At 57.4% G+C, this 23,494-nt stretch carries 16 protein-coding genes; 14 read left to right on the forward strand and 2 right to left on the reverse strand.

Translation table 11 applies throughout. The features are described from left to right. Window positions 1–129 precede the first annotated feature (129 nt). The 13 genes from BM222_RS32530 (at window position 130) to BM222_RS32590 (ending at window position 15,609) form a co-directional block, all read left to right on the forward strand. Window positions 130–762 carry a NodA family N-acyltransferase gene (locus tag BM222_RS32530; protein WP_092237710.1) on the forward strand — a complete coding sequence of 211 codons (633 nt, stop codon included), beginning with the start codon at window positions 130–132 and terminating at the stop codon, window positions 760–762. Next, entirely contained in the window at window positions 759–1,418 is a 660-nt protein-coding gene (gene nodB, locus BM222_RS32535) for a chitooligosaccharide deacetylase NodB (RefSeq protein ID WP_092237713.1), read from the forward strand. The genes BM222_RS32530 and nodB overlap by 4 nt, the downstream gene beginning before the upstream one ends. Before the next feature lie 14 nt (window positions 1,419–1,432). Continuing rightward, window positions 1,433–2,809, forward strand: a complete 1,377-nt coding sequence (gene nodC, locus BM222_RS32540; RefSeq protein WP_143106129.1) for a chitooligosaccharide synthase NodC — start codon at window positions 1,433–1,435, stop codon at window positions 2,807–2,809. Window positions 2,810–2,820: 11 nt separating this feature from the next. Further along, a complete protein-coding gene (nodS, locus tag BM222_RS32545; RefSeq protein ID WP_092237716.1) occupies window positions 2,821–3,453 on the forward strand; it encodes a nodulation methyltransferase NodS in 633 nt (210 codons plus the stop codon). Between the two features lie 13 nt (window positions 3,454–3,466). Continuing rightward, window positions 3,467–5,176 (forward strand): nodulation protein NodU, encoded by a 1,710-nt coding sequence (nodU, locus tag BM222_RS32550; protein WP_092237719.1) that lies wholly within the window; start codon window positions 3,467–3,469, stop codon window positions 5,174–5,176. A gap of 1 nt (window position 5,177) precedes the next feature. Next, window positions 5,178–6,098, forward strand: a complete 921-nt coding sequence (gene nodI, locus BM222_RS32555) for a nodulation factor ABC transporter ATP-binding protein NodI (RefSeq protein WP_092237722.1) — start codon at window positions 5,178–5,180, stop codon at window positions 6,096–6,098. 3 nt (window positions 6,099–6,101) lie between these two features. Further along, window positions 6,102–6,890, forward strand: a complete 789-nt coding sequence (locus tag BM222_RS32560; RefSeq protein ID WP_092237726.1) for an ABC transporter permease — start codon at window positions 6,102–6,104, stop codon at window positions 6,888–6,890. A 330-nt stretch (window positions 6,891–7,220) separates the two neighbouring features. After that, a complete protein-coding gene (locus BM222_RS32565) occupies window positions 7,221–8,207 on the forward strand; it encodes a nodulation protein NodZ (RefSeq protein ID WP_092237729.1) in 987 nt (328 codons plus the stop codon). A 690-nt stretch (window positions 8,208–8,897) separates the two neighbouring features. Next, entirely contained in the window at window positions 8,898–9,734 is an 837-nt protein-coding gene (locus BM222_RS32570) for an SDR family NAD(P)-dependent oxidoreductase (protein ID WP_092237732.1), read from the forward strand. Window positions 9,735–9,916: 182 nt separating this feature from the next. Further along, window positions 9,917–11,731, forward strand: coding sequence for a nif-specific transcriptional activator NifA (nifA, locus tag BM222_RS32575; protein ID WP_092237735.1), 1,815 nt, complete (start codon window positions 9,917–9,919; stop codon window positions 11,729–11,731). Window positions 11,732–12,010: 279 nt separating this feature from the next. After that, the gene (locus tag BM222_RS32580) at window positions 12,011–12,871 is read left to right on the forward strand and encodes an electron transfer flavoprotein subunit beta/FixA family protein (RefSeq protein WP_092237737.1); all 861 of its coding nucleotides are present in this window, start codon (window positions 12,011–12,013) and stop codon (window positions 12,869–12,871) included. Window positions 12,872–13,782: 911 nt separating this feature from the next. Next, on the forward strand, window positions 13,783–14,925 hold the full coding sequence (locus BM222_RS32585) for a GFA family protein (RefSeq protein WP_244547351.1): 1,143 nt from the start codon (window positions 13,783–13,785) through the stop codon (window positions 14,923–14,925). 6 nt (window positions 14,926–14,931) lie between these two features. Continuing rightward, complete coding sequence (locus BM222_RS32590; protein ID WP_092237740.1) at window positions 14,932–15,609, forward strand: 2OG-Fe(II) oxygenase; 678 nt, start codon at window positions 14,932–14,934, stop codon at window positions 15,607–15,609. 286 nt (window positions 15,610–15,895) lie between these two features. Here the strand turns inward: BM222_RS32590 and BM222_RS32595 are convergent, their stop codons facing one another. Further along, the gene (locus BM222_RS32595; RefSeq protein WP_092237742.1) at window positions 15,896–17,206 is read right to left on the reverse strand and encodes a preATP grasp domain-containing protein; all 1,311 of its coding nucleotides are present in this window, start codon (window positions 17,204–17,206) and stop codon (window positions 15,896–15,898) included. A gap of 1,929 nt (window positions 17,207–19,135) precedes the next feature. Continuing rightward, window positions 19,136–20,149, reverse strand: a complete 1,014-nt coding sequence (trpD, locus tag BM222_RS32605; protein ID WP_092237748.1) for an anthranilate phosphoribosyltransferase — start codon at window positions 20,147–20,149, stop codon at window positions 19,136–19,138. Window positions 20,150–21,739: 1,590 nt separating this feature from the next. Here trpD and BM222_RS32615 point away from each other — a divergent pair. Then, on the forward strand, window positions 21,740–21,946 hold the full coding sequence (locus BM222_RS32615; protein ID WP_092237754.1) for a hypothetical protein: 207 nt from the start codon (window positions 21,740–21,742) through the stop codon (window positions 21,944–21,946). The last annotated feature ends 1,548 nt before the right edge of the window (window positions 21,947–23,494 follow it).

The raw sequence follows: 23,494 nt of genomic DNA on the forward strand, positions 1-23,494 counted from the left end.
GGCGAGGGGTGCGAAGGCAGAAGCGCGGTGCCGAACTCAGACACAGCATGGCGGCCATCGCGGTTCGGCGGGTAACGAGGTCTTGTGACCATCTCAACTGGTAAATCCACCGACGCAAGGAAGCTTGCCATGAACATTGCCGTATCTCCGACTGCGGAGGGTGCTCCTGCGCGCGCTCAGGTGCAGTGGAAGCGTCGTTGGGAAAGCGAACTGGGGTCTACCGAGCACGCCGACCTCGCTGAGTTCTTCCGCAAGAGTTACGGCCCGACAGGTGCGTTCAATGCGCAGCCGTTTCAGGGCAGCCGAAGTTGGGCCGGCGCAAGACCCGAGGTTCGTGTAGTTGGTTACGACGCGCGCGGAATAGCAGCACACCTCGGGCTACTACGACGCTTCATCAAAGTTGGCGGAGCCGATCTCCTTGTGGCCGAACTGGGATTGTATGCGGTGCGTCCGGACCTCGAGGGGCTCGGAATAAGCCATGCAATGCGCGTGATGTATCCAATACTGCACGAGCTGGGCGTTCCGTTTGGCTTTGGCACGGTTCGGTCGGCGCTCGAGAAACATATGACGCGACTGGTCCAAAGGCAGGGGCTCGCCACTCTTATGAATGGCATCCGCGTGCTCTCCACGCTGCCGGACGTCTATCCCAATTTGTCGCCGACCCGCATCGAAGACGTGATCGTGGTGGTGTTTCCAGTTGGTCGCTCGATCAGCGAATGGCCGGCCGGGACGGTGATTGATCGGAACGGGCCTGAGTTGTGACAAACCGGTCCTCCCTATCTGTTGTCCGCTGCGACTACGCTGACGTGAGCGGAAGTCCGGCCATCTACTTGACATTTGACGACGGGCCGAACCCATTTTGTACGCCTTCGGTGCTCGACGTGCTGGCGAAACATCGGGTCCCGGCGACCTTCTTCGTCATCGGCACGTATGCGATCGACCATCCTGAGCTCGTCCGACGAGTGGTTGCGGAAGGGCACGAGGTTGGAAACCATACGATGACGCATCCCGATCTATCCAGATGCGGCCCCGCGGAGCTTCACGATGAAGTGCTGACCGCGAGCGAGGCGATCCGTCTGGTGTGCCCGCACGCCTCGCCCCGGCTTATGCGAGCGCCTTACGGAATATGGACGCAGGAGGTGCTTGCCAAGACAGCAAGCACCGGCCTCACAGCTCTGCACTGGTCGGTCGACCCGAGAGATTGGTCCCGCCCTGGGGTCGAGACAATCGTGAATTCAGTCCTAGCGAACGTTCGCCCGGGTGCGGTTGTGCTCCTGCATGACGGATATCCTCCCATGGAGGGGAGTCTGGGCGCGGATACAACGCTGCGCGATCAGACCACGATGGCGCTGGCCTTTCTAATTCCGGCACTACAAGGGCGCGGGTTTGCAATCCGTCCACTCCCTCAACTCCACTGAAAAAACGACACCCCATGGACCTGCTTGCGACAACCAGTGCTGCCGCCGTTTCATCTTATGCGCTACTCTCGACTGTCTATAAGAGTCTGCAAGCGCTTTATGCCCAGCCGGCGATGAGCTCATCTCAACGGGACAACTTAACACAAGCCGAGGTGTTCCTTCCTACGGTTGACGTCATCGTGCCGTGCTTCAACGAGGATCCAAACACCCTCGCCGAATGTCTGGAGTCGATCGCCAGTCAAGACTACGCCGGAAAGATGCAGGTCTATGTGGTCGATGACGGGTCTGCAAACCGCGACGCTGTCGGGCCCGTGAACCAGATGTATGCCAACGATCCGAGATTCAGTATCATTTTTCTCGCAAGCAACGTAGGAAAGCGCAAGGCGCAGATCGCTGCAATACGTAGCTCATCCGGTGATCTGGTTCTCAACGTCGACTCCGATACGATACTTGCTGCTGACGTCATCACAAAGCTTGTCTTGAAGATGCATGACCCGGACATCGGTGCCGCCATGGGTCAGCTGATCGCAAGCAATCGCAACCAGACCTGGCTGACCAGGCTGATCGATATGGAATATTGGCTCGCGTGCAACGAAGAGCGTGCGGCGCAGGCGCGCTTCGGTGCCGTCATGTGCTGCTGCGGCCCATGCGCCATGTACCGGAGATCCGCACTCGACTTGCTACTTGATCAATACGAGGCGCAATTCTTTCGTGGGAAGCCGAGCGACTTCGGCGAGGACCGCCATCTAACGATACTCATGCTGAAGGCGGGGTTTCGCACCGAATACGTCCCGGACGCAGTGGCAGCTACGGTCGTCCCCCACAGTCTTGGGCCGTATCTACGACAGCAACTCCGCTGGGCGCGCAGTACCTTTCGGGACACGTTTCTTGCGTTGCGTCTGCTGCCAGAGCTCGATGGTTATTTGACACTAGACGTTGTCGGGCAAAATCTCGGCCCAATTCTTCTCGCCATTTCATCACTTGCGGCGCTCGCCCAGCTTCTGATCGACGGCTCTATACCCTGGTGGACGGGATTGACGATTGCAGCGATGACCATGGTCCGGTGCAGCGTGGCAGCGCTGCGTGCTCGCGAACTGAGGTTTATCGGATTCTCGCTTCACACACCGATCAACATCTTTCTCTTACTTCCCTTGAAGGCCTATGCGCTTTGTACATTGAGCAATAGCGATTGGCTATCGCGGAAAGTAGGTAATGTGCCGGTGGAAGACGAAGCGCAGCGTGTCCTTGCGCACCCGCACGTCGGACGGGGTGCGGCTAATGCGGGGGGGAGCCCTGCGCCCCTTCATAAAGCAAGTTTGCCCCATCGTACATCGAGCCTGGTCGCAACGGAAAGTATTTCCCGTCGCGATCATTCGACGGCCTTCAAATAGGTGGCCAGCTCATGACTCTGGATGCATACCATCAGTTGTTAGAGCGGGAGTTGGCCGCCGACGACCCATGGAGCCTCGACGGTAGTTCCTTCGAGCAAGCGCGATACGCAGAAATGCTCCGGATGTTGCGTTGCAATGGAGGAGGTGCTTTGTCTGCTCTCGAAGTAGGATGTGCGGCCGGCGCATTCACGGAGATGCTGGCGCCGTTATGCGTGCGGCTTACCGTGTTGGATGTCATGCCGCAGGCAATTGAGCGAGCGCGACTGCGGGCCACTAAGTGGTCACATATTACTTGGGTAACCTGCGGCATTCAGCGGTTCTCGACCGATGAGCAGTTTGATTTAATCGTAGTGGCCGAGGTGCTTTATTATCTCAAGGATGTGGCGGAGATGCAGGCGACTATTCGCAACATGGTGAGAATGCTTGCGCCAGGTGGCACTCTGATTTTCGGGTCTGCGCGTGATCAAATATGTCAACGTTGGGGACATGCTGCTGGTGCGGAAACAGTGATTGCTCTCTTCAACGAAAGCCTATCAGAGGTCGACCGTCTGAACTGCCATAGCGGGTCGGCCAACGAAGACTGCTTGATTGTCCGGTTTCGGAAGCCGGACGACTCGTCAGAACAATCAAACGTCGGTCATTAGGCCAGGAGAGCGTATGCGCATTTGCGGAATCAAGTTGACACATGACGGCGCAATTGCAGTCATCGAGGATGGTCGCCTTCTTTTCTGCATGGAGCAAGAGAAGCGCGGCAACAATCCACGGTATCAGTCCGTCGACAATCTCGATGCCGTACTGCTCGCTTTGGCGGAGCATGGCCTGGACCCGTCCGATATTGATCAGTTCGTCATTGACGGCTGGGACGGCGAGAACGAATCGCAGTTCCAGGTCCTAAGCGGAGCGGTGCCGGTCGCGCTGAAAGGGGCGCCATATGTCGAGCGTCATGCTGAGGGCCTTCTCGATTCTATCGACGGCTTTGGCCTCATGCTCGGAGGCAAGGAGTTTCCTTATAAAAGCTACCCGCATGTCACGGGCCATGTCGCGTCAGCATATAGCACGAGTCCCTTTGCAGTCGCGGGGAAGCCTGCGTTCTGCCTGGTTTGGGATGGCTGTATCTTTCCACGTCTTTACTATGTCGAACCTGGCGGGGCACGGCTCATCGCAGCGTTGTTTCCGGTGATTGGACACGCCTATGCTGCCGCGGGCCTTCACTTCGGGCCATACCGCCAGCCGAACCGTTCCAGTTGGGATCTGGGTATTGCCGGCAAGCTGATGGCCTACATCGCGCTTGGTACCGTCGACGAGAGCATCGTGGACGTGTTTGAGGAGCTCTATGCAACATGCTTGGCTGGCGACACGGAGCAGGCTCGCCGCTACCGTGAAGACATCAACAATGCGGAATCGTCTCTTGCGGCTATGCACGAGTTCTTCGAGGCATGCGCATTGCGCCTGACGGCTAAGCGAGCGGAGGATGTCCTTGCCTCATTCCACGTGTTTCTGGAGCGTCTTCTTATTAAGGAAATCTCGCTCCTTCTGCTGAGATATTCGTCGCTCCCAGGAGCGCGAAATCTATGTGTCGCCGGGGGGTGTGGTCTGAATATCAAATGGAACAGCGCGCTTCGCGCGACCGGATTGTTCGATGATGTCTGGGTGCCGCCATTTCCGAATGACAGCGGCTCGGCAATCGGCGCGGCTTGCGGCGCTATGGCAGCGCAAGATGGCTTCGGGCCATTGGAATGGTCTGTTTACAGTGGTCCGGCCCTGCGGGAGAGCGAGATTCCACCGGACTGGGAAGCGGCGCCCTGCAGCTTGCGTGAACTTGCGTTGATTCTTGCGGACAACAAGCCCGTCATCTTTCTTTCCGGGTGCGCCGAGCTTGGACCGCGGGCCTTGGGTGGCAGAAGCATTGTTGCAGCCCCCACGTGCCTCCAAATGAAGGATCATCTCAACGACATAAAACTTCGCGAGCACTTCCGACCGGTGGCGCCGATTTGTCTGGAAGATCGCGCGCCGGAGATCTTTAACCCGGGTACGTCAGATCCTTATATGCTGTTTGATCACCAGACCCGGGCGAATTGGCGCGACAAGATCCCCGCCGTGGTCCATCTTGACGGTTCGGCGCGGCTGCAGACGATCTCGCGCAACTCTCCTCACAAAATTGCCGCGCTTCTCGTGGAGTTTGAGCAGCTCACGGGCATTCCGCTGCTCTGCAACACGAGCGCCAACCTCCACGGACGGGGCTTCTTTCCGGACGCTGCGGCGGCGTGCAAGTGGGGGCGCGTCGAGCATGTTTGGTGCGAGGGCATGCTCTGGAGCAAAACGGTCGTCAAGAAGCCATCGTCCACGGAACTGCTACTGCCAGCCTAAGATGAACATGTCCACTGTGGCAATCGACCTTGCCGGCGTGAAAAAGTCATTTGGCGACAAGCTCATCGTCAATGACCTGTCGTTCTCGGTCGCGCGCGGAGAGTGCTTCGGACTGCTTGGGCCAAATGGAGCTGGCAAGAGTACGACCGTACGAATGCTCCTCGGCATGATTTCGCCCGACGCTGGCAGTATTACGATCCTAGACGAGCCTGTGCCTTCGCGCGCTCGTGCGGCGCGTGTGCGGGTCGGCGTAGTGCCGCAGTTCGATAACCTTGAACCGGAATTCACAGTCCGAGAGAATTTGCTGGTGTTTGGCCGCTACTTCGGCATGAGCACTCGCAAGATCGCCGCGGTTGTACCCTCTCTGCTCGAGTTTGCGCGGCTTGAAGTTAAAGCAGACGTGCGCGTCTCTGAGTTGTCTGGCGGCATGAAGCGGCGGCTGACGCTGGCGCGTGCTCTGATTAATGATCCGCATCTACTCGTGATGGACGAGCCGACGACCGGTCTGGACCCCCATGCGCGCCACCTGATCTGGGAGCGCCTACGTGTCCTGCTTGCGCGCGGCAAGACCATCCTGCTGACGACCCACTTCATGGAGGAAGCCGAACGGCTATGCGATCGCCTATGCGTGCTTGAGAGTGGCTGCAAGATAGCCGAAGGCAAACCAGACGCTTTGATCGACGAGCATATTGGCTGCAACGTGATCGAGATTTATGGCGGTGATGTACATCAACTTCGAGAGCTGATCAGACCTTATGCGAAGCACATCGAACTCAGCGGCGAAACGCTTTTTTGCTACGTGCCCTATCCGGAGCAAGTCCGTCCGCATCTGAGCGGGCGATCGGACCTTCGCGTTCTGCAGCGTCCCCCGAATCTGGAAGACGTGTTTCTGCGGTTGACCGGGCGCGAGATGGAGAAATAAGCAATGGATGGTGCTTATGCGTCGGTAATGCCGGCTAACGCGTACAACTGGATCGCGGTATGGCGTCGAAATTTTTTGGCATGGAGGAAAGTAGCGCTTGCATCGCTGCTCGGCAATCTCGCTGACCCCATAACCAATCTGCTTGGCCTCGGCTTTGGCCTCGGCCTCATCGTGGGCCGAGTTGAAGGGACTTCGTACATTGCATTTTTGGCGGCGGGTATGGTCGCAATCAGCGCGATGACATCCGCAACCTTTGAAACCCTATATGCGGCCTTTGCTCGAATGGATGCCAAGCGCACCTGGGAGGCAATCCTGTTCACGCAGCTCACGCTTGGCGATATCGTTCTAGGAGAGTTGGTGTGGGCGGCAAGTAAGTCCGTACTAGCGGGGACAGCAATCGGGATTGTCGCTGCCGCGCTTGGCTATGCATCCTGGTCGTCGATTCTCTTTGCGATACCAACAATTGCCCTTACGGGCCTTGTCTTCGGCAGCCTTGCAATGGTCGTCATATCTCTTTCCCCAACTTACGACTACTTCGTATTTTATCACTCGCTCCTCCTCACGCCCATGGTGTTTCTGTGTGGCGCGGTCTTTCCGACGAGCCAACTACCCGAATCATTTCGTAACTTCGCCGGCGTCTTGCCGCTCTCACATTCGGTCGACCTCATCCGCCCAATGATGCTGGAGCACAGCGTCGGCGACGTTCTGCTGCATGTCAGCGCGCTTTTCTTGTATGCGGTATTGCCCTTCTTCGTATCGACACTATTGTTTCGGCGGCGCCTGCTGCGATGATGTGAAAGCTCGTGCGAACACGATGCCGCCTCGCGGCGGGTTTTCCAACAACCCGCGAGACGATGAACGTGGCCATGCCTGTGCGTGCAGGCAGCTGCCAAAGCCATCGAATGCGCAGGTGAGCCAGAAATCCCGACCAAATGGCTGCCGGTGAAGAGAGCACGCAAACATTTAGAGTGCGCAGCACATCAGGGCCAGCGCTGCTATGAAGTTCTACCAACGCAGTTCGCCGGTACCGCGATCACAGGGGCTGACCTTGGAGAGAAGATGGCCGACATGTCTGTATCGAGATCTGTTGTCCAACCAGGAGCGCGGGAAAAGGCAATCCAGATGACTAGCGGTTCGATAAACGAACGGTTCGTAGTGTCCCGGCGACGCACTGGGCTCGGTGACTGTCTGTGGTCACTGGCGGCAGCCTGGCGGTTTGCAAAGCAGACAGGACGTACCCTGGTAATCGATTGGCGGGGGTCTTGTTATCTTGACGAACCATTCACCAATGCCTTTCCAGTCTTCTTCGAACCGGTTGAAGACATCGCCGGCGTGCGCGTCATTTGCGACGACGACCTCAATCGACGTTCGTTTCCGGGGCCGTTCTTTCCGGCATGGTGGAACAAGCCAGCTATTGATTGCGTCTATCGCCCGGACGAGCAGATATTTCGAGAGCGTGACGAACTCGATCAACTGTTCCGAAGCAAGAAAGATAGTGACGCTACCACGGTGGTGTGTGATGCCTGTCTCATGTGGCGTTGCGATCAGGAGGCGGAGCGAGAGATCTTTCGTAGCATCAAGCCGCGACCTGAAATCCGGGCTCGGATTGATGCTGTCTACCGCGAGCACTTCGAGCCGTACAGCGTAATCGGTATTCATGTCCGTCACGGCAATGGCGAGGATATTATGGGGCATGCGCCTTACTGGGCGGACACGGAGCGCGCGCTGCGGCAGGTCTGCATTGCCATCCATAACGCCAAGGCTTTACCGCACGCAAAGCCTGTGAGAGCATTCCTGTGCACCGACAGCGCGCTTGTCCTTGAGGAGATTTCAAAGAGATTTCCTGATGTTTTTGTGATCCCAAAACTGTTCCAGGCGCCCCAGGCCGGCCCGTTGCACAACGCAGCCCTCGGCGCCGAGGGCGGCTTTTCTGCCCTGACTGAGATGTATCTCCTCGCGCGCTGCGACACAGTGATCAGGTTCCCCCCAACGAGCGCTTTCACGCGCTATGCCCGTCTCTTTGCTCCGCGCGTTATAGAATTCGATTTGAACAATCCGAGCGAGTTGGTTCTGATTGAAGACAATTGGCAAGAGCTCGTGGCACCATGAAGGTCGTAACCCGCTTGATCGACCTGATCGCCGCTCTTTGCATCCAGGAGTACTGGCAGTTCTTGTCACGGCGACGTGGTCCTGCTGCCGCGAAAAGCCCGCAGAGCACACAATGGACAGACGGTCAGACGCCCGTCACTGAGACGCAACGTCGACAATAATGGCCTAGCTTGCTGCACAGGTAAAGTAGACGGAACAGTCCTCGTCGCTTCGAGCGGGCGACAAATCCATACTTTGCTCATGTGCGGATCAACATATTCGCACGCCAGTGCGGGGGCGAGCGCGCTTAGGATATCACAGTGCGCTCAGAGCTGGGCACGGCAAAGAAGAATCGATCGCCGCTGAATCTAACGTACGAACCTGGTGCGTCAGCTTTGGAGGCGCGCCGAAGAACCCTGGCCCGCTATCCGCGCGATGTTGATCAGAGGCGTCGGCCAGCCGCTACCTCATTCGATTGCGCGATCACGAAAGCGAATGCGTTTGCTGCCTTGTCATGAAACAGGCGAGTGGGCTCGCAAGCGTACGTTGCGGATTCGCCATCTCTGTCACAAAGCGTACCCACCGCTGTCCTGAATCCGCCAAGTATTCCACGCGCGCGACATTAGGACGCAAAAGCGGAGTGATTTACGTGCACCGCAGTGGCGCAAATCCTGCTACGCGTTCGCGGGCGTAACACTAGAGGGACCGGTTGTGAGTCTCGAGCTGCCAAATGAAAATCTGATCAGAGACCTGCCGCCTGGAACACATTTGGGTTGCTCCGTTCGGGCCGATAAAGCGCATGCTGATGGCAGACAACAGAAGACGATCTTGCTCACCGGGGCGTCGCGCGGAATTGGGCATGCCACCGCCAAGCTGTTCTCGGACGCGGGCTGGCGCATCATTTCTTGCGCGCGTCAACCTTTTGATGGTGAGCGATGCCCCTGGGAAGCGGGGCACGAGGATCATCTCCAGATGGACCTTAGCGATCATCGAATGCTGCCGCGCGCGATCGCCGAGATCAGGGAACGCTTGGCTGGTGCGCCTTTGCACGCGCTGGTGAATAACGCCGGTGTGTCGCCGAAAACGCCCACTGGCGATCGGATGACGTCGTTGACCACGTCAACCGAAACCTGGATGAGGGTGTTTCATCTCAATCTCGTGGCTCCGATCCTGCTGGCGCAGGGTTTATTTGACGAGCTAAGAGCCGCGTCGGGATCAATCGTGAATGTGACTTCAATCGCGGGCTCGAGAGTGCACCCGTTCGCCGGTAGCGCCTATGCGACGTCGAAAGCGGCGCTTGCGAGCCTCACGCGCGAGCTGGCTCATGATTACGCGCCGTACGGTATCCGCGTGAATGCGATCGCTCCCGGCGAAATTAAGACCGACATGCTGTCCCCAGACACGGAAGCTCGTCTCGTGCCAAGTATCCCGCTGCGCAGAGTGGGCACGCCCGATGAAGTTGCAAAGGTCATCTTCTTCCTGTGTTCGGATGCGGCGAGTTATGTCACAGGGGCCGAGGTGCCGATAAATGGCGGGCAGCACCTGTGAAGCGGCCAGCTTTGCGTTGCAGCTGAATTGAGCTGCGGCGCGCTTATGTTGCCCGCTGAAGACGCACACACAAATCCGCAAAAGTGAAAACGAAGGCACACCGCAAGTTTACCGTCGTGCGATGAAAAGATGTCACGGTTCTATGTCATCTCGTCAACACTTGGCGCTAGATCGAGAGTGACATGCAAAACTTAGCTCGCCAGTCCGAACATGGCTCCATGGAGGATAATCAAGACAACGGAGACCGGCTCATGCTGCATATCCCAGCTTCAACCGAAAGGTCCGCCTCGCAACCGGAGGCGGAGCAAAAGGCCTCAGGGGAGCTGTCGCACGAGAGCGCGTTGACCGGCCTCTTCGAAATATCCAAAATACTCAACGGTACCTGTCGGCTCGAAGTCACGCTGGCCAACGTCGTTAGCTTACTGCAATCGTTTGTGCAGATGCGGCACGGCATCATCTCGTTGTTTAGCGATGAAGGGCCGGAACTGCGAATTGGTACCGGTTGGAGCGAGGGCGACGAACGTTACCAGGTTTGCCTGCCGCGGAATGCCGTGGACCAGATCGTGGCGACAGGCAGGCCTCTCATCTTCGAGAACGTAGCCGCCGCGCCAGCCTTCAGCGCCGCCGACCGGGAGGTCCTCGGCGCCTCAGATAATATGCCCATCTCGTTCATCGGGGTTCCCATTCATATTGGTTCGAGAGTTGTTGGTACGCTGACGATAGATCGTGTCCAGAACGATGGCTCAAGGGGGCGGCTCGAGTACGATGCACGGCTGCTTGCTACGGTCGCCAACCTGGTGGGGCAAGCAGGGAAGTTCCATCGCTTCTTCGCCTGCGATCGCGAAGCGCCGTTAGTGGAGAAAAGCCAGGGAGAGAAGCAGAGAGTTGAGCTTGGGTTGCCCAGTCGAGAGCGCAAGAAGCTTGACGCTCACGGGATCATTGGCGACAGCACCGCGTTAAGCAGGCTGCTCGAGAAGATCGCGGTTGTCGCCAAATCGAACAGCACGGTTCTGCTACGTGGCGAATCCGGCACTGGCAAGGAGCTTGTTGCCAAGGCCATTCACGAGTCATCGTCTCGCGCTAAGCGGCCGTTCGTTAAACTGAATTGCGCGGCGCTTCCTGAAACGGTTCTGGAATCGGAATTGTTCGGCCATGAGAAAGGAGCCTTTACCGGTGCGATCAGTTCGCGCAAGGGGCGCTTCGAGCTGGCTGACAAAGGGACACTATTTCTTGACGAGATCGGCGAGATCTCGGCGCCGTTCCAGGCCAAGCTGCTGCGAGTTCTGCAAGAACAGGAGTTCGAGCGCGTCGGCAGCAATCATACGATTAAGGTCGACGTTCGAGTTATAGCTGCGACCAACAAGAACCTGGAAGAGGCCGTGGCAAGGAGCGAGTTCCGTGCTGACCTCTACTATCGCATCAGCGTGGTTCCCTTGTTGTTGCCGCCGCTGCGCGAAAGACGAACCGATATTCCGTTGCTCGCCAGAGAGTTCCTCAGAAAATTCAATAGCGAGAACGGCCGTACGCTAACGCTCGAGGCTGGGGCGATTGATGTACTGATGAACTGCGCCTTTCCAGGAAATGTCCGCGAGCTTGAGAACTGCATCGAGCGAACGGCGACACTGTGCGGCGGATCATCGATTGTGGGAAGTGACTTTGCATGCCGCCAAGGGGAGTGTCTTTCTACCATGCTCTGGAAAGGCACATCCAATGACAAGATAGGCCAACCGGCACCCATTCAACCGATGCCTGCCAAGTCGGTCATTCCGCTGGATCAAACGACCGTGGCGCCGCAATCGTTTAGCGAGCTGACCGTGCTCGCTCCAGCCGGCACCGCTCTCGTTGGTGGTGCGAGGATGGCTGATCGCGAGCGGGTCATTGCGGCGATGGAAAAATCGGGCTGGGTGCAGGCCAAGGCAGCGCGCCTACTCGGACTAACCCCGCGCCAAATCGGCTATGCGCTGAGGAAATACGGGATCGAGATAAAGCGGTTCTGACGACCACATCGGTTGAAACTGCCAGTACCAAAACAGATTGGTAAAGAAATCCACGGCTTGTGAAGAAAGCCGCCAGGCCCGAGAGAAGGCGTTGTCTGCGGAGCAAACCGGGGGGCCGTAGGTGATAGCGGCAGTCATCAGGCCGCCGGTCCCTTTTTCGCGTCGAGCGGCGCACCACCCGCCTTAAAGCTTTGGGACCGCGTGTCGATTCCAAAGAGGCGGCGATGGTACAACACTTGCTGATCTCCTCGCAGCTATCGCCACTTTGGGAGCAACACCGTGCACAATGTCGTCTGCATCAAACAGGTTCCGGACTCGGCGCAAATCCGTGTTCACCCGGTGACCAATACAATCATGCGTCAGGGAGTGCCGACCATCATCAATCCCTATGATCTCTTCGCGCTCGAGGCAGCGCTCGTGCTGCGCGACAGGTTCGGCGGCGAAATAACCGTGCTTACCATGGGACCACCATCGGCAGAAGAGTCCTTGCGAAAGGCGTTGACTTTCGGTGCCGATCGAGCCGTCCTACTCACCGATCGCTGGTTTGCCGGCTCCGACACGCTGGCCACAACGTATGCACTTGCAACCGCCATCCGGAAAATCGGCAAGGAATATGGCCCGACAAACCTGATCTTCACGGGAAAGCAAACCATCGACGGCGATACTGCTCAGGTTGGGCCGGGCATTGCAAAGCGACTGGGCGTAATGCAGCTGACGTACGTTGCCAAGATCAAATCGTTGGACCTGGCTGCTGGAACAATTGAAGCCGAGCGACGCGCCGAGGGCGGTGTTCAGATATTGCAGACAAAATTGCCCTGCCTCATCACCATGCTTGAGGCGACGAATCAGATTCGGCGCGGCGCGATGACGGATGCGCTGCGTGCCGCGCGTGCCCAAATCGTAAAATGGAGCGCGCAAGATGCCGGTATCGAAGACATCTCTAAATGCGGACTCAAGGGCTCGCCGACGGTCGTCAAGCGTGTGTTCGCCCCCTCCGCGCGGGCCGAGAGGGCGGCCCTGGTTGAGGCTGCCGAGCAACCGGCGCAGGCGTTGATAGAGGCAATTTTCACGCATCAACCGCAGCTCGAAACCGATCTGGCGACACTTGCTCGCAGCGCTCGATCTGGAGCGTCCATGTGACGGTAGCTAAGGACGATCCAGAGTGAAGGGGGCGTTGGCCGCGTTCGGTGTCGTGGAAGGCCATTGCTTGGCGCGGAATGGCCGCGAGCGAAGCAGAATACATCGGCGGATCCGATCACCCTGGTAGCACTGCCGTCTCCATGCCAAGCGCTGTCGCTGGCTCCGCGCGCCTGTGCGGCATTGCCGAAATTCCACAGCCCTGAACGAGTATGACTGCCCGCTCGCTCTCCGCTCTTGTTTCTGATGCCGGCATGCAGTCTGAGCGAAATCGAGACCTGGCACGATGATTGCTGCGAGTCCGTGAGGACTTTGAGGGGTGTCGTCGCGAGCGCGTAGAACGGGCGAGGGCTCCTTTGAGATGCTTCGTGCCGGCCGGAGCGGTGTGCGACCACGAAGCGAAGACCTTAAGAGCTCGTAATTACAATTGGAACTGACAATGCTGTACTACGCTGACAGCCAATCGGGAAAAAGGCGCCAGCAGCCGCCGCGAGGGCTTGAACCGTTCGCCCTAGATGGCGAAATTCGCACGCGCGTCCAGAGACCAGGCGTGGCATTCGCACACACGACATTAGCTGCAAGACGGAGCACGCAGTAAAGTGTCCCCATGAGAATCGGCGAGCGTTCGCGGCAATGGTCCGCAGGTGGGCCAGAACTCGCCAGGACTCCCACGGGTCCACTATTGACGACTTTTGCTTCGATGCGCATGAGCAGGGCTAATCATGCCAGATCTACCATCGCGAAGGTAATCACGAAGCGCTTGTCCTAAGGCAACGCATTGGCAGCCCCTAAACAGTCGGGCGGGACGAAGTTGCTTCGTCAGGGACCGTTCGCTTCTCATCCGCAGAGGTCAAATGACAACTCAAGCATCTCGATTTGTACCGGAGCAGCCTCCGAGGATATCCTGCGGGTATTTGACTGAGCGCGCGAAAGCCGTCTTCGGCCCACATCCATTCGCTGCGCAGATGTCGGAGGATCAGGTCGCCAGCCTGCTGCCTGAATACTTGGCGATGTCACAGGCGTTCCCGTACCTGCAGGCGGGGTCGCAAAGGGAGCTCATATTCGATGCAATGAATCACAACCGCGATATTGCAAGAGATATCGAACTGACCAGCGTGGTCGCGAATTTCATCTGTTGGGACGAGACCGGCGGCCATGGAAGAATTCTCCAGGGCGGCAAATCAGCGCTACCAGATATTCTGTTGACCGAAAGGTTTCACTCCAACGTCTTGAGAAAAGATGCCTCGCATCTACTCGGCAGAGCAATAGCGCCAAACTACAGTTTCAGGACGAGGAAGTACTTGCATTCTCTCTACGCCGGATTGTCCTCGAACGACTCCTTGGTTCGTTGCGCCTATATGGTCGCTTTTGAGCTCCATGCTGCGGACATGATCCAGTCGCTTTGGACCAGTCTGGCCAGCACCTTTAGAGTGCGGCCGGACGATCTGGAGTATTTTAGCGACCATGTCGGCGGAGAAGATCCCGCGGAGAAGTACCATGGAGAAATGACAGGCCGGCTGATTGGTGAACTCGTGCAGCCGAACCGGAGTGACCGCTTTTTGGATGAATTCGATCAAGCCTATCGCCTCAACGTCCAGTGGTGCTGCGATCTTCTGGGAATTGTCTCACGCGCGGAAGATGATCACTTGGAAATCCCCCATCATGGCGGGTGCCATTGCGGCTCTGTCAAGTTCCACGTAAGCGCGCCGCGCGAGCTCTCGGCAGTTCGATGCAACTGCTCAATTTGTCAGATGTCCGGATTTGTCCACTTGCTCGTAACTGGCGACAAGCTCCACATCGAGTGTGGTGAGGAATGCCTCACTACGTATCAGTTCAACAAGAACATTGCCCGTCACACGTTTTGCCGAGTTTGTGGCGTAAAGCCGTTCTATAGGCCGAGGTCGAACCCCTCGGGATTCAGCATAAATATCCGATGTTTGGATGGAAAGACGATCGAGCGCATCAGAATAACTGAGTTCGACGGCGAGCGTTGGGAGCGAGCATTCGCGTCAATGCACCAGGACCCGCAATCATGCGTCGAAGATTCAAAGGAGTGAGCTTGAATGGCACGCACGATGACTGATAAATCCCGTCTGCTTTCAGAAGAAGTACTGACAAAGTACCGCGTAGAGCTATTGGTAAAAGGGACGGTCGTAATCGCCCCGCAGATATTGTTCACCCAGGAGGACTTGATCAAGATCGATCAGCTTCAATCGGAGATTCCGGAAGAGGAAGTGCGGGAGGGAGATGCGGGCGACTTGCACAGCGTCTTCGTCAAGCGCGTTCGGGTAGACCCGCCCGGCCACGCGCCGATAAACGTGAGTGGTACAGCTTCAGCCCAGATCATGGAGCTAATTGAAAGTAGAGATCGCAGCTTCGCGCTAAGAAAGATCTTCGGATCATCCTCAGATTACGTGGTTCGCCGATGCCAAATCCATCGCCTGCCGCCAGGTTCATTCGTCGGTATCCATTTGGATGCGGAGAGTGATCCGGATTTCGAGTACGCGGTAATTGTGCAGCTAGCGAGAGACTTCGAAGGCGGTGAATTTGTGGTATATCCAACGGGGTACGAGCAGCACGTATTCCGCCCTCCATTTAGTTCCGTGATTGTCACGACATGTAGGGTCCGGCACGAGGTCAAGCCGGTCTCAAGCGGGGAACGTAGATCCCTCGTGTACTTCTGTTCAAAACGCGGTGGCGCGAACCGCCGGATCATCGAAAGCTCTACTGCGCGGGTATGAAGTGGCGCGCCTGATATGGTCCTTCTGAGAAGATGGCGAGCGAGCTCTCCGGGGAATTGATACCTTTCATCTCGTGGGCAGGCAGTACGCCGAACAGTCTAAGACACCTCTGGTCCGATGGCGTGGGTAGCAGTGATCTATAAACAGACCACCACGGTCATCTGAGCAACGCGAGCTCGGGTGATTGTAGCGATCTTTTTCGCTGTGTGAAACCAGGGGAGGCGTCGGGGCTGCGGGAGAACTATCCGGGCAGCGGGCGAAGAAATGAGCGGATCACGACTGATTTCTAAGACCCCAACAGTCGGTGCTGCTGATCGTGCGCGGCCGGCCTGTCAGGCGCAATCACGACGCACTCCACGGTGCCAGCCTCTTCATCGGCGGCAAGCGGGATCACGCCTTTCTTACGTGTGCGGTCGAATAGAAGTCCGTCTTTGATAAAACGAGCATGCGCCGCTTCGAAGGATGGTGATCGCACATTTCTTACGGACAAGATAACGTTGCGATGGGAATAGTCGAAGCCTAGCAGCCGGATCGCTATGTTGTGTAACACCGAACCGCCACCCCAGCGGCCATTAGCTTCATTGAACAGCAACCGGCCATCTTTTGCAAAAATCGCGTCGATGTTGATCATTCCGCGATATCCCAGGTCGCGCGCCAGTGCCACAAATCGGTAAGCATGCGCTTGGGCGGTCAACCATTGCTCGTTCTCCAAGTCGCTTGGAAGCTCAAGCCCTGTCCAAATCAAAGTTCTCTCGGAGCGATCTGTGCTTTTACGCAGACGGATGTTTCCACTGTTGACAAAGACGATTGATGAATCATCCTGGATTGCATACTCGAGATAGAATAAAGATCGAGCTAGGTGGTACGATTCCACGACCAGCGTCTTACACGATGCTGTTGTCATCTCGAACCAAAGTGCCTGGGGATCAAAAGATGGCCACGAAATCAACCGGGTATCTCTGGCTCCAGGTAAGGGATCGCTCTTATTGCTGGTCAAGATAACGTTTCCTACTCCACCAGCACCATTATCCAACTTTACGATGACCATGCCGGTCTCGGATCTGAGGTAGGTGACCGCGTCTAACAGTTCCTGTGGGTCTGTCGCGACTGATCCGTGAGGGAGCGGAAGTGCGACGCTTGTTGCCAACTGACGGAAGTGGCTCTTGCGATTCAACAGATCAGGCCCGCGCTGTAAAGCGAAGTCGTCGCCGGTGTTCGGTATGCCTAACCTGGCTGCCAGGCGCGCGACGCCTTCGGTAGAGTAGCAGGGACATAGTCGCCAGGCGGATTGCTGACGAACGTGTCTTCTAATTCGCTCGACAACAGCCCTGGACAGCAACGTACAATCATCGAGGATGGCCGGTTGGCGGCTCGCAGGTACAACCAGGCGAACACTCGATGCATCGAAATCGAGCGTCGCTCCGATGAAGGATAGTAGATTTGCCGGGATCTCTTTGGGTGAGACTATCAAGTCACCCTCCTGAGCAAACCACGCTGAACGGTACGCCGAGTTGGCGGCCAGCGAGAGTTGGGCTTTTGTTAGATGGCCGCCCGACATCTGAGGCGTACCGGCATTCATAATTAGGATCCGCGGCATTCGCGACCTCCGGGCATCTGGACGTGATCAGGATGGGATCGTCATGGCACCCACCATCCGCTGGCCGTGCTGTTGTGAGGCTCTGAGGCCAAGGTGTCCCCGCCGTCGCGCTGTCACCCTAATGAAGCGGCAGAGAACGGCCGGTCGGCGATCTGCCGATTGGCGTCCTGGCGGGTCGCTTCATCAAAAGCGCTGGCATTTGCATGGCGGGGGGTCGGGATCCTTCGTGCGAAATGATCCGGGGTTGACCAAACATATGCGATCAACGCGTCCGGCTCGATTCCTTCCTGCTGTGGCTCTGTCAAACAGGTGCTCGTGACGTCTTCCCAGCGCGCATTGGCTCGAAAGGCCTCTTTACATTCGGGCGTGCGGTAAGTGCTCGTTCTATTCTGGCTTGATAGATATTCTCGCCCGAAATAGTCGAGAGTTGGTCTGCCCTCGTGAAGCGTTGAAAAACCCATCGCGTGGCAGCGCCCGGTGTCCCCTGCACGGCTTTGTATCTCAATTTCGTCTCCTCGGGTTCCGAACTTGCTCTCGAAGTCGCGAGCGATCCGCTCGCACCTCGATTGTGGACGACATATCTGGGCGTCCTCCGTTCGAAGTGGATCGCAGTCTCGCTAAGAGGATACGAAGCGTTTCGCGCCAGCTCGCTATCCATGTATCAGGCCCGTACATCTGCGAGGCTCCTGGCATATGCTTCGGTTGGGCCGTCGTGGGGCCTATGATCATACGGCTGTGGCAGAACCTGCTTTTGATGGCTGTCATGGGGTGCCAACGACGGATATTGAAAGAGGGGAAGTTGCCGACCGATCGCCCACTTCGCTCTGCTCCGCGGCGGCGATTTGCGGTAGCGGGTTTGGTGAACTGATTTTGTGCGGTGCTGGGCGAGACGGGCGTGCTCAGCTTTAGAAATGCAGCGCCACATAGGCCCTTCGGATAGAGCTCTACGTTGATCAATTCTGCCTCGTCGGTCGTTTGGCGGAGTAGGCCATGACAGTGATATCGTCCGGATCCCCAATGTCCAACGTTCCAACGCGACATGCGGGCCCTAGCGACGCAATCGGAACTCCTTGTCTAGCGCTCCCGACCGCTGCGACATTGAGGCATCGGTCCGCGGATCTAACCAGCTGAGGCATTCGAAGTCCTTCACACCTCAGGCAGGTGCCACGCTCAACAGTCTACGAGCTAACGTTGCGTCAGATTCAAGCCCTTTTCCGTCAGCCTGTGAGAACGTGGAAGCTCATGCTGGCCCAAGAGGGTTACCAGGAGGTCTCGCAAATATTCAGCGCCGCCTCGAGGAAGTGCTGCGTATGCGGGCATGACTATCAACGTTCGGTCTGAGGGCAAGCGGCGCGGAACGATCGCCGTCGGCGGCGCCGCTGAACGAAGGAGCAGCTCTAAACCCACGCGGCAAGTGTTTTTGGGTGTGCGTAAAGCGCGACGCCGCCTGCCAGAGTCTCTCTGCGTGTATAGAAGGCATGCCGGATCTAATCGGCTCTCAGGAAGACACGCCGTTTTGCTTCCAGGAGATGCTCATCCAGCGTCTCGTGCAGCGTACGCCGCAGCTCTGGCGCGATCGAATTGTCTGTGTCGATCAATTGCCGAAACTTTCGAATGATGTGTTCTATCGTTGCAATAGTTCCGAGTGCTTCCATCCTCTGCCAGCGCATCCTCAGTTGATCTCCTTTGGCGCGTTGCGCGCTTCGTCGCAGGACCGCACCTCGGCAACTGGGGCTCCAACAGCCTCCAGTCGACCAAGGCTTGGTTATTGGGCTGCGCCCCGCAGTGGGAATTGTTTTGGCTAGTACTTGCCACGACGATGCTCCCTCGAAGTACGGCACAAGGGACACGCAGTCGCCGGCCGCGCTATCCTATCCTTGAGTAAGCGGTACTGTTGATCGCAATGATGTAGCATCACCAGCTCAGTTGTCAGGCGTTTGAAACCGCGATCAAGCGATTGAGACGAGCGGCTGCAGCGCCGCGATCAAGCGATTCTTGTCCAAGCGCCACGCCCTCCCGCAGGCTCGAGGCTCGCCCGGCCACCACCAGTGCCGCCGCCGCGTTCAAAAGTGCAGCATCACGAAAACGACCAGGCATGCCATCAAGCACGTTTTGTAGCCCAACGGCGTGAGCCTCGGAACCACGGCTCTCCAGCGCATCGGCGCGGTAGCGGGGGAGCCCGGCGTCTTCGGGCGTCACGTCGAACGTGCGGACCGTACCCGCCTCAAGCGCCGCAACAAAGCTTGTGCCGGTGAGGGAGATTTCATCGAGCCCATCCGAGCCGTGTACAACCCATACCGAATCAGCACCAAGGTTCTTCAGGACGTACGCCAGAGGCTGCACCCATTCCGGAGTGAACACTCCAAGGATCTGCCGCTTGACCCCGGCCGGGTTGGACAGGGCCTCAATCAGATTGAACATCGTGTGGGTTCCAAGAACGCCGCGGATCTGGCTGATGCGCTGCATCGCCGGATAGTCGGCTGACGCAAACATAAAGCCAATGTCGGCCTCGCGCACGCAGCGTGCAATTGCGTCGGGCCCAAGATCGACCTTTACTCCGAGGTGTGCCAACACGTCGGCGGTGCTTGATCGCAAAGATGTTGTGCGGTTGACATTCTTCGCAACGGGAACGCCGAGTCCGGCGATGATGAAGGAAGCGCACGTCGATGCGTTGAGCGAATACTTATCGGTATCGCTCGTGCCACCGATATCGATAGCGTCGCACCGGGTTTCCAACTTTGGCATTAGATTTCGCATCGCGGATACGGCGCCGGTGACTTCTTCGACTGTCTCGCCGCGGACCCTCATCCCAACCAACAAGCCACCGATTTGGGAGGGAGTCGCGTCACCGGCCATCATGCTGTCGAACGCTGAGGCAGCCTCCTCACGCGTCAGAGTAGCGCCGGTGACGACTTTGGCGATGATTGACTTGAGCGGTTCCATCAAACTTTATACGTTCCTTTGTCCAATCTGGACCCCAGCCAAGCCTCTCTGCAAGCCGAGTGCCTGGATTCAGCGGCCGGTCTGTCCGCACTCGCTATGCCACACTGTCCTTAAGGCGGCCGTCAGAAGGACGTGGGCATCGATGGGACGCTACAACCTGACGCTACGTAAGGGTCAAGTTCTCTCCATCCGATAGCGCATCGATAGGACATCGCAGCGAGCCAGAGCACTGCAGAACAACAGCGTTGTCTCGCCCGCTTCCCGGAGACGTTTGAACCGCATCACATGGCGTCTGGCTTTCGGGTGCCGTGGCGGCACCGCTGAGTGGCTTATGACGCACTATTCCGATGCTGAGTAGAGTTGAGGCCGAGGTCAGTTGCTCTGCGAAATCAAGGGACCAACTGTAAATCAACCTACGCCGAGCGGCCCTGCCGGAGCGCTAGACGCCTGCCTTTGCGGGCGATGCGTAAATGGTTACCTCTGCGCGAAGCAGCACGACCTTTGGGCGCGAGTCGGAGGGCTGTTAGCATTTTCACTTTGACCCGCTGCTTTTCTCGCTGCTATCCCGCCTGGAGATTACGTAGCGACATTTCCGACTGAGGCTGTCTTGCTTGGATCTCAGGCAGGCAGTGATAGCGGTGCGATTTGGTATGAGACTACTACAAAGGCGGAACACGTCCTCCATGCAAGCGTCTTTCTCCTCTGAGGTCGGCGGCCGATCATACGCGTTGACCGGGGCAAGCATTGCAGCTGTCATTGCGATGCCAGCAGCGATCGCGCGATAGTAAAGGCTGAGGCGCGAAGCCAAGTAAGTTCGTCGTATCTGAATCATGACGTCCTCTAGGGTAGGTTGCTCTTCTTGTTCTTGCTGTGTGCCATCACCCGCAAACCAGGAAGGCGGATCTGGGTAGCTATGTGGTGGCGGTCAGCCTCGTTGCTCTAGTCTTGCGATTCTCACTGCGTGGAGCTTGACGGCTGACCGGTACGGCAGAGGCGACACCTTCGGTATTGACAGAGGCCAAGGAAGGACCAGGCGGGTCCCGCTGGAGCGGATGATGATTTCGAAGCTGCTGCGGATTGGGCGGGCGGTGCATGCAACGGTTAGCAAGACGCATCGCTTCGGTCTGCCTGACATCATCTGAGCTACTATGGGTTAGTCTAATCGCCAGCCGACTAGCCACGGCGGACTCGCCGCCAAGCGACAGGAGCAGCAACAGCCTTGGGTATACTTCGTAGGACGATGTTGCGCGCTCTATTATGTGGTCCCAGGCGAGTGTAGGTGTTTGAGACGTTCGCTCTCCTGGCATGTCAGCAATCTTCCCGATTGTTAGAGATGGTCCCCACCTGTGCAGGACCGTACAATCTGACGCCACGTGCGATTCAAGTCTCTTTATCTGTGGGTGGTCTGAAGCTCTCGGTGCATGTGCATGACAGGCTTCGTCTCTGATACGCACTCAGCGGCTTCTGAATCATAGTTGTGGAATAGCACTGGCTGCGCTTCGGTAGCCAGGCACACGCGCGTCGCCGCTACGTGATGATACGGAGCATCGGTGTCGCAATTCTTTGATCTAAGCATTGCATGCTCTGCGCATGAATCCCAAGAGTAAACTCTACCAACCCGATCATTGGCGAGGCCGCGCGGAAGCAACGCGAAAGAAAGCGGCAGCCCTCGCCGACGGAAAGGCCAAGGATCGGCTGCTCAAGATTGCCTTGGAATACGACAAGTTGGCGCGGCGGGCTCAGGTGTGGCTGACGCGTAAGAATGAGGACGATACGTGGCCTGAGCAAGAGCTGTAGAGCGTTGCTGCGGTGAGAAGGCCCCAGCCTGCTGGCGTATCCAGATCCTACTGCTGGGCACATGTCGCTCGGCAAGCAAGTCAATGCCACCTGCACGAGGCGTTACGGAGCCATGAGGCGAGGGGGCCTGATCATCGCATGCCACGCTCCCGTGAGAGCAAAGCCAGACGCTTGCCCAATTGTTGGTGTCTTTCAGGTCACCTTCGTTCGTCTGCTTCCAGAAAGCGACCTTTCGAATTGAGGAGGTATGTGCCGACATCTCGTTTGCGGCCGCTGGAGCGCAATCACAGTAGCAGTCGCGCGGCCCTGGCATGCTGTTTGTAGCCGCTCGCTGCAATGCGCGGGATTATGTCAGAACAACGCGGCGATGACCCAGTAGATACCGGCCCAGAGCAGCGCATTTATGAACAACGCCGCCAAAAACCACCAATTCCACCCCCTCCGCACTTGCCGGGAGCGACGATCGGCGCCCAAATGCTTGATCGTTGGGAGTTTTGTTGCGCGCCAATGTGGCATTTCATCTCGCTGACCGCTGTTCAACCCATAGATGCCAAGCTTTGCATGCCCCCTGTCATCCATAAGTTTGCAGTCCTCTTTCATAGGGAAGTATCAGAACCAGTGTTCGTTGCCGACCACCATTCGGCCGATCGATTGCCCGGACATTTTCGTACAGGTCGCGTCTGTGAGCACAGCAAGTGACATGCCACGAGCCAGAACTGTCGTCAGCGCTTTTGGTGAGGTGGTTTGGTCACATGGAGCCGCTGTGCAATGTCGGACTCGCGACACTCCTGTCGGGGACAGCACCCGCGTTAGCAGCAAACGCTGAGCGTTTCGCGAGCGACATACCATGGCAACGCGTTAGGACCTGCATTTTGGCCGCGTAAAATAGGTTGATATCCAGTTGCGATCGATGAGATCGACTAAACATTATTCCTGACGGCTAGCTTACGAGCGAGATAGCAGCCGAACACCGGTTGGGAGAAGGGAGATGCAGACGTCTGCGGTTATGTTGCGTGCCAATTTGGTTGCCATAAAGGAGAATCATTTTCACATTCGGGCTGTTCAGCCTTGGTGAGGAGGCTGCGGATCATCAAGTACCTTCTCGACAAGCAGCAATGTCGCGCCGAGCGATCTGCTGAGACTACTGGTGTTGCGAGCATCATGCGATCTGGAGGTCGCTGGCCACAGTAGGGGCATTGCCATGATGAAGTCTAATTCACTGAAGACGAGGTGAGGCCAAGAGTCGCTGATTTCGTGTGGGCAAGCGGGGTGCTCGGTGAGCAGTCAACGATCCAATGCTCGCATCGGATGGGCCAGTGGCGGATTAGATAAGAGCGGGAAATGCAATCGGCCGTTCGACTCGCCGAACGTGCAGATCGTGGGCCGCCAATCCGCAGGCAACCAGTGGCTCCGACCGCGCGTTTCGAGCGTTAGAGCAATAGTAGGAGGAGAATGAGTGATGATAGACATCTACGGTTTTTGGGGCTGGTATCCTATGGAGTGGTATTGGAACGCTGGGCCGATCATCGAGCAGCTTGACATATTGCG

It is taken from the genome of Bradyrhizobium sp. Gha, assembly GCF_900113735.1.
GTDB lineage: Bacteria > Pseudomonadota > Alphaproteobacteria > Rhizobiales > Xanthobacteraceae > Bradyrhizobium.

Excerpts from the sequence above, each read along its gene's own strand:
- BM222_RS32530 (WP_092237710.1), top strand. The coding sequence starts at position 130 with ATGAACATTGCCGTATCTCCGACTGCGGAGGGTGCTCCTGCGCGCGCT.
- nodC (WP_143106129.1), top strand. The coding sequence starts at position 1,433 with ATGGACCTGCTTGCGACAACCAGTGCTGCCGCCGTTTCATCTTATGCG.
- nodS (WP_092237716.1), top strand. The coding sequence starts at position 2,821 with ATGACTCTGGATGCATACCATCAGTTGTTAGAGCGGGAGTTGGCCGCC.
- nodU (WP_092237719.1), top strand. The coding sequence starts at position 3,467 with ATGCGCATTTGCGGAATCAAGTTGACACATGACGGCGCAATTGCAGTC.
- nodI (WP_092237722.1), top strand. The coding sequence starts at position 5,178 with ATGAACATGTCCACTGTGGCAATCGACCTTGCCGGCGTGAAAAAGTCA.
- BM222_RS32560 (WP_092237726.1), top strand. The coding sequence starts at position 6,102 with ATGGATGGTGCTTATGCGTCGGTAATGCCGGCTAACGCGTACAACTGG.
- BM222_RS32565 (WP_092237729.1), top strand. The coding sequence starts at position 7,221 with ATGACTAGCGGTTCGATAAACGAACGGTTCGTAGTGTCCCGGCGACGC.
- nifA (WP_092237735.1), top strand. The coding sequence starts at position 9,917 with ATGCAAAACTTAGCTCGCCAGTCCGAACATGGCTCCATGGAGGATAAT.
- BM222_RS32590 (WP_092237740.1), top strand. The coding sequence starts at position 14,932 with ATGGCACGCACGATGACTGATAAATCCCGTCTGCTTTCAGAAGAAGTA.
- BM222_RS32595 (WP_092237742.1), bottom strand. The coding sequence starts at position 17,206 with ATGCCGCGGATCCTAATTATGAATGCCGGTACGCCTCAGATGTCGGGC.
- trpD (WP_092237748.1), bottom strand. The coding sequence starts at position 20,149 with ATGGAACCGCTCAAGTCAATCATCGCCAAAGTCGTCACCGGCGCTACT.
- BM222_RS32615 (WP_092237754.1), top strand. The coding sequence starts at position 21,740 with ATGAATCCCAAGAGTAAACTCTACCAACCCGATCATTGGCGAGGCCGC.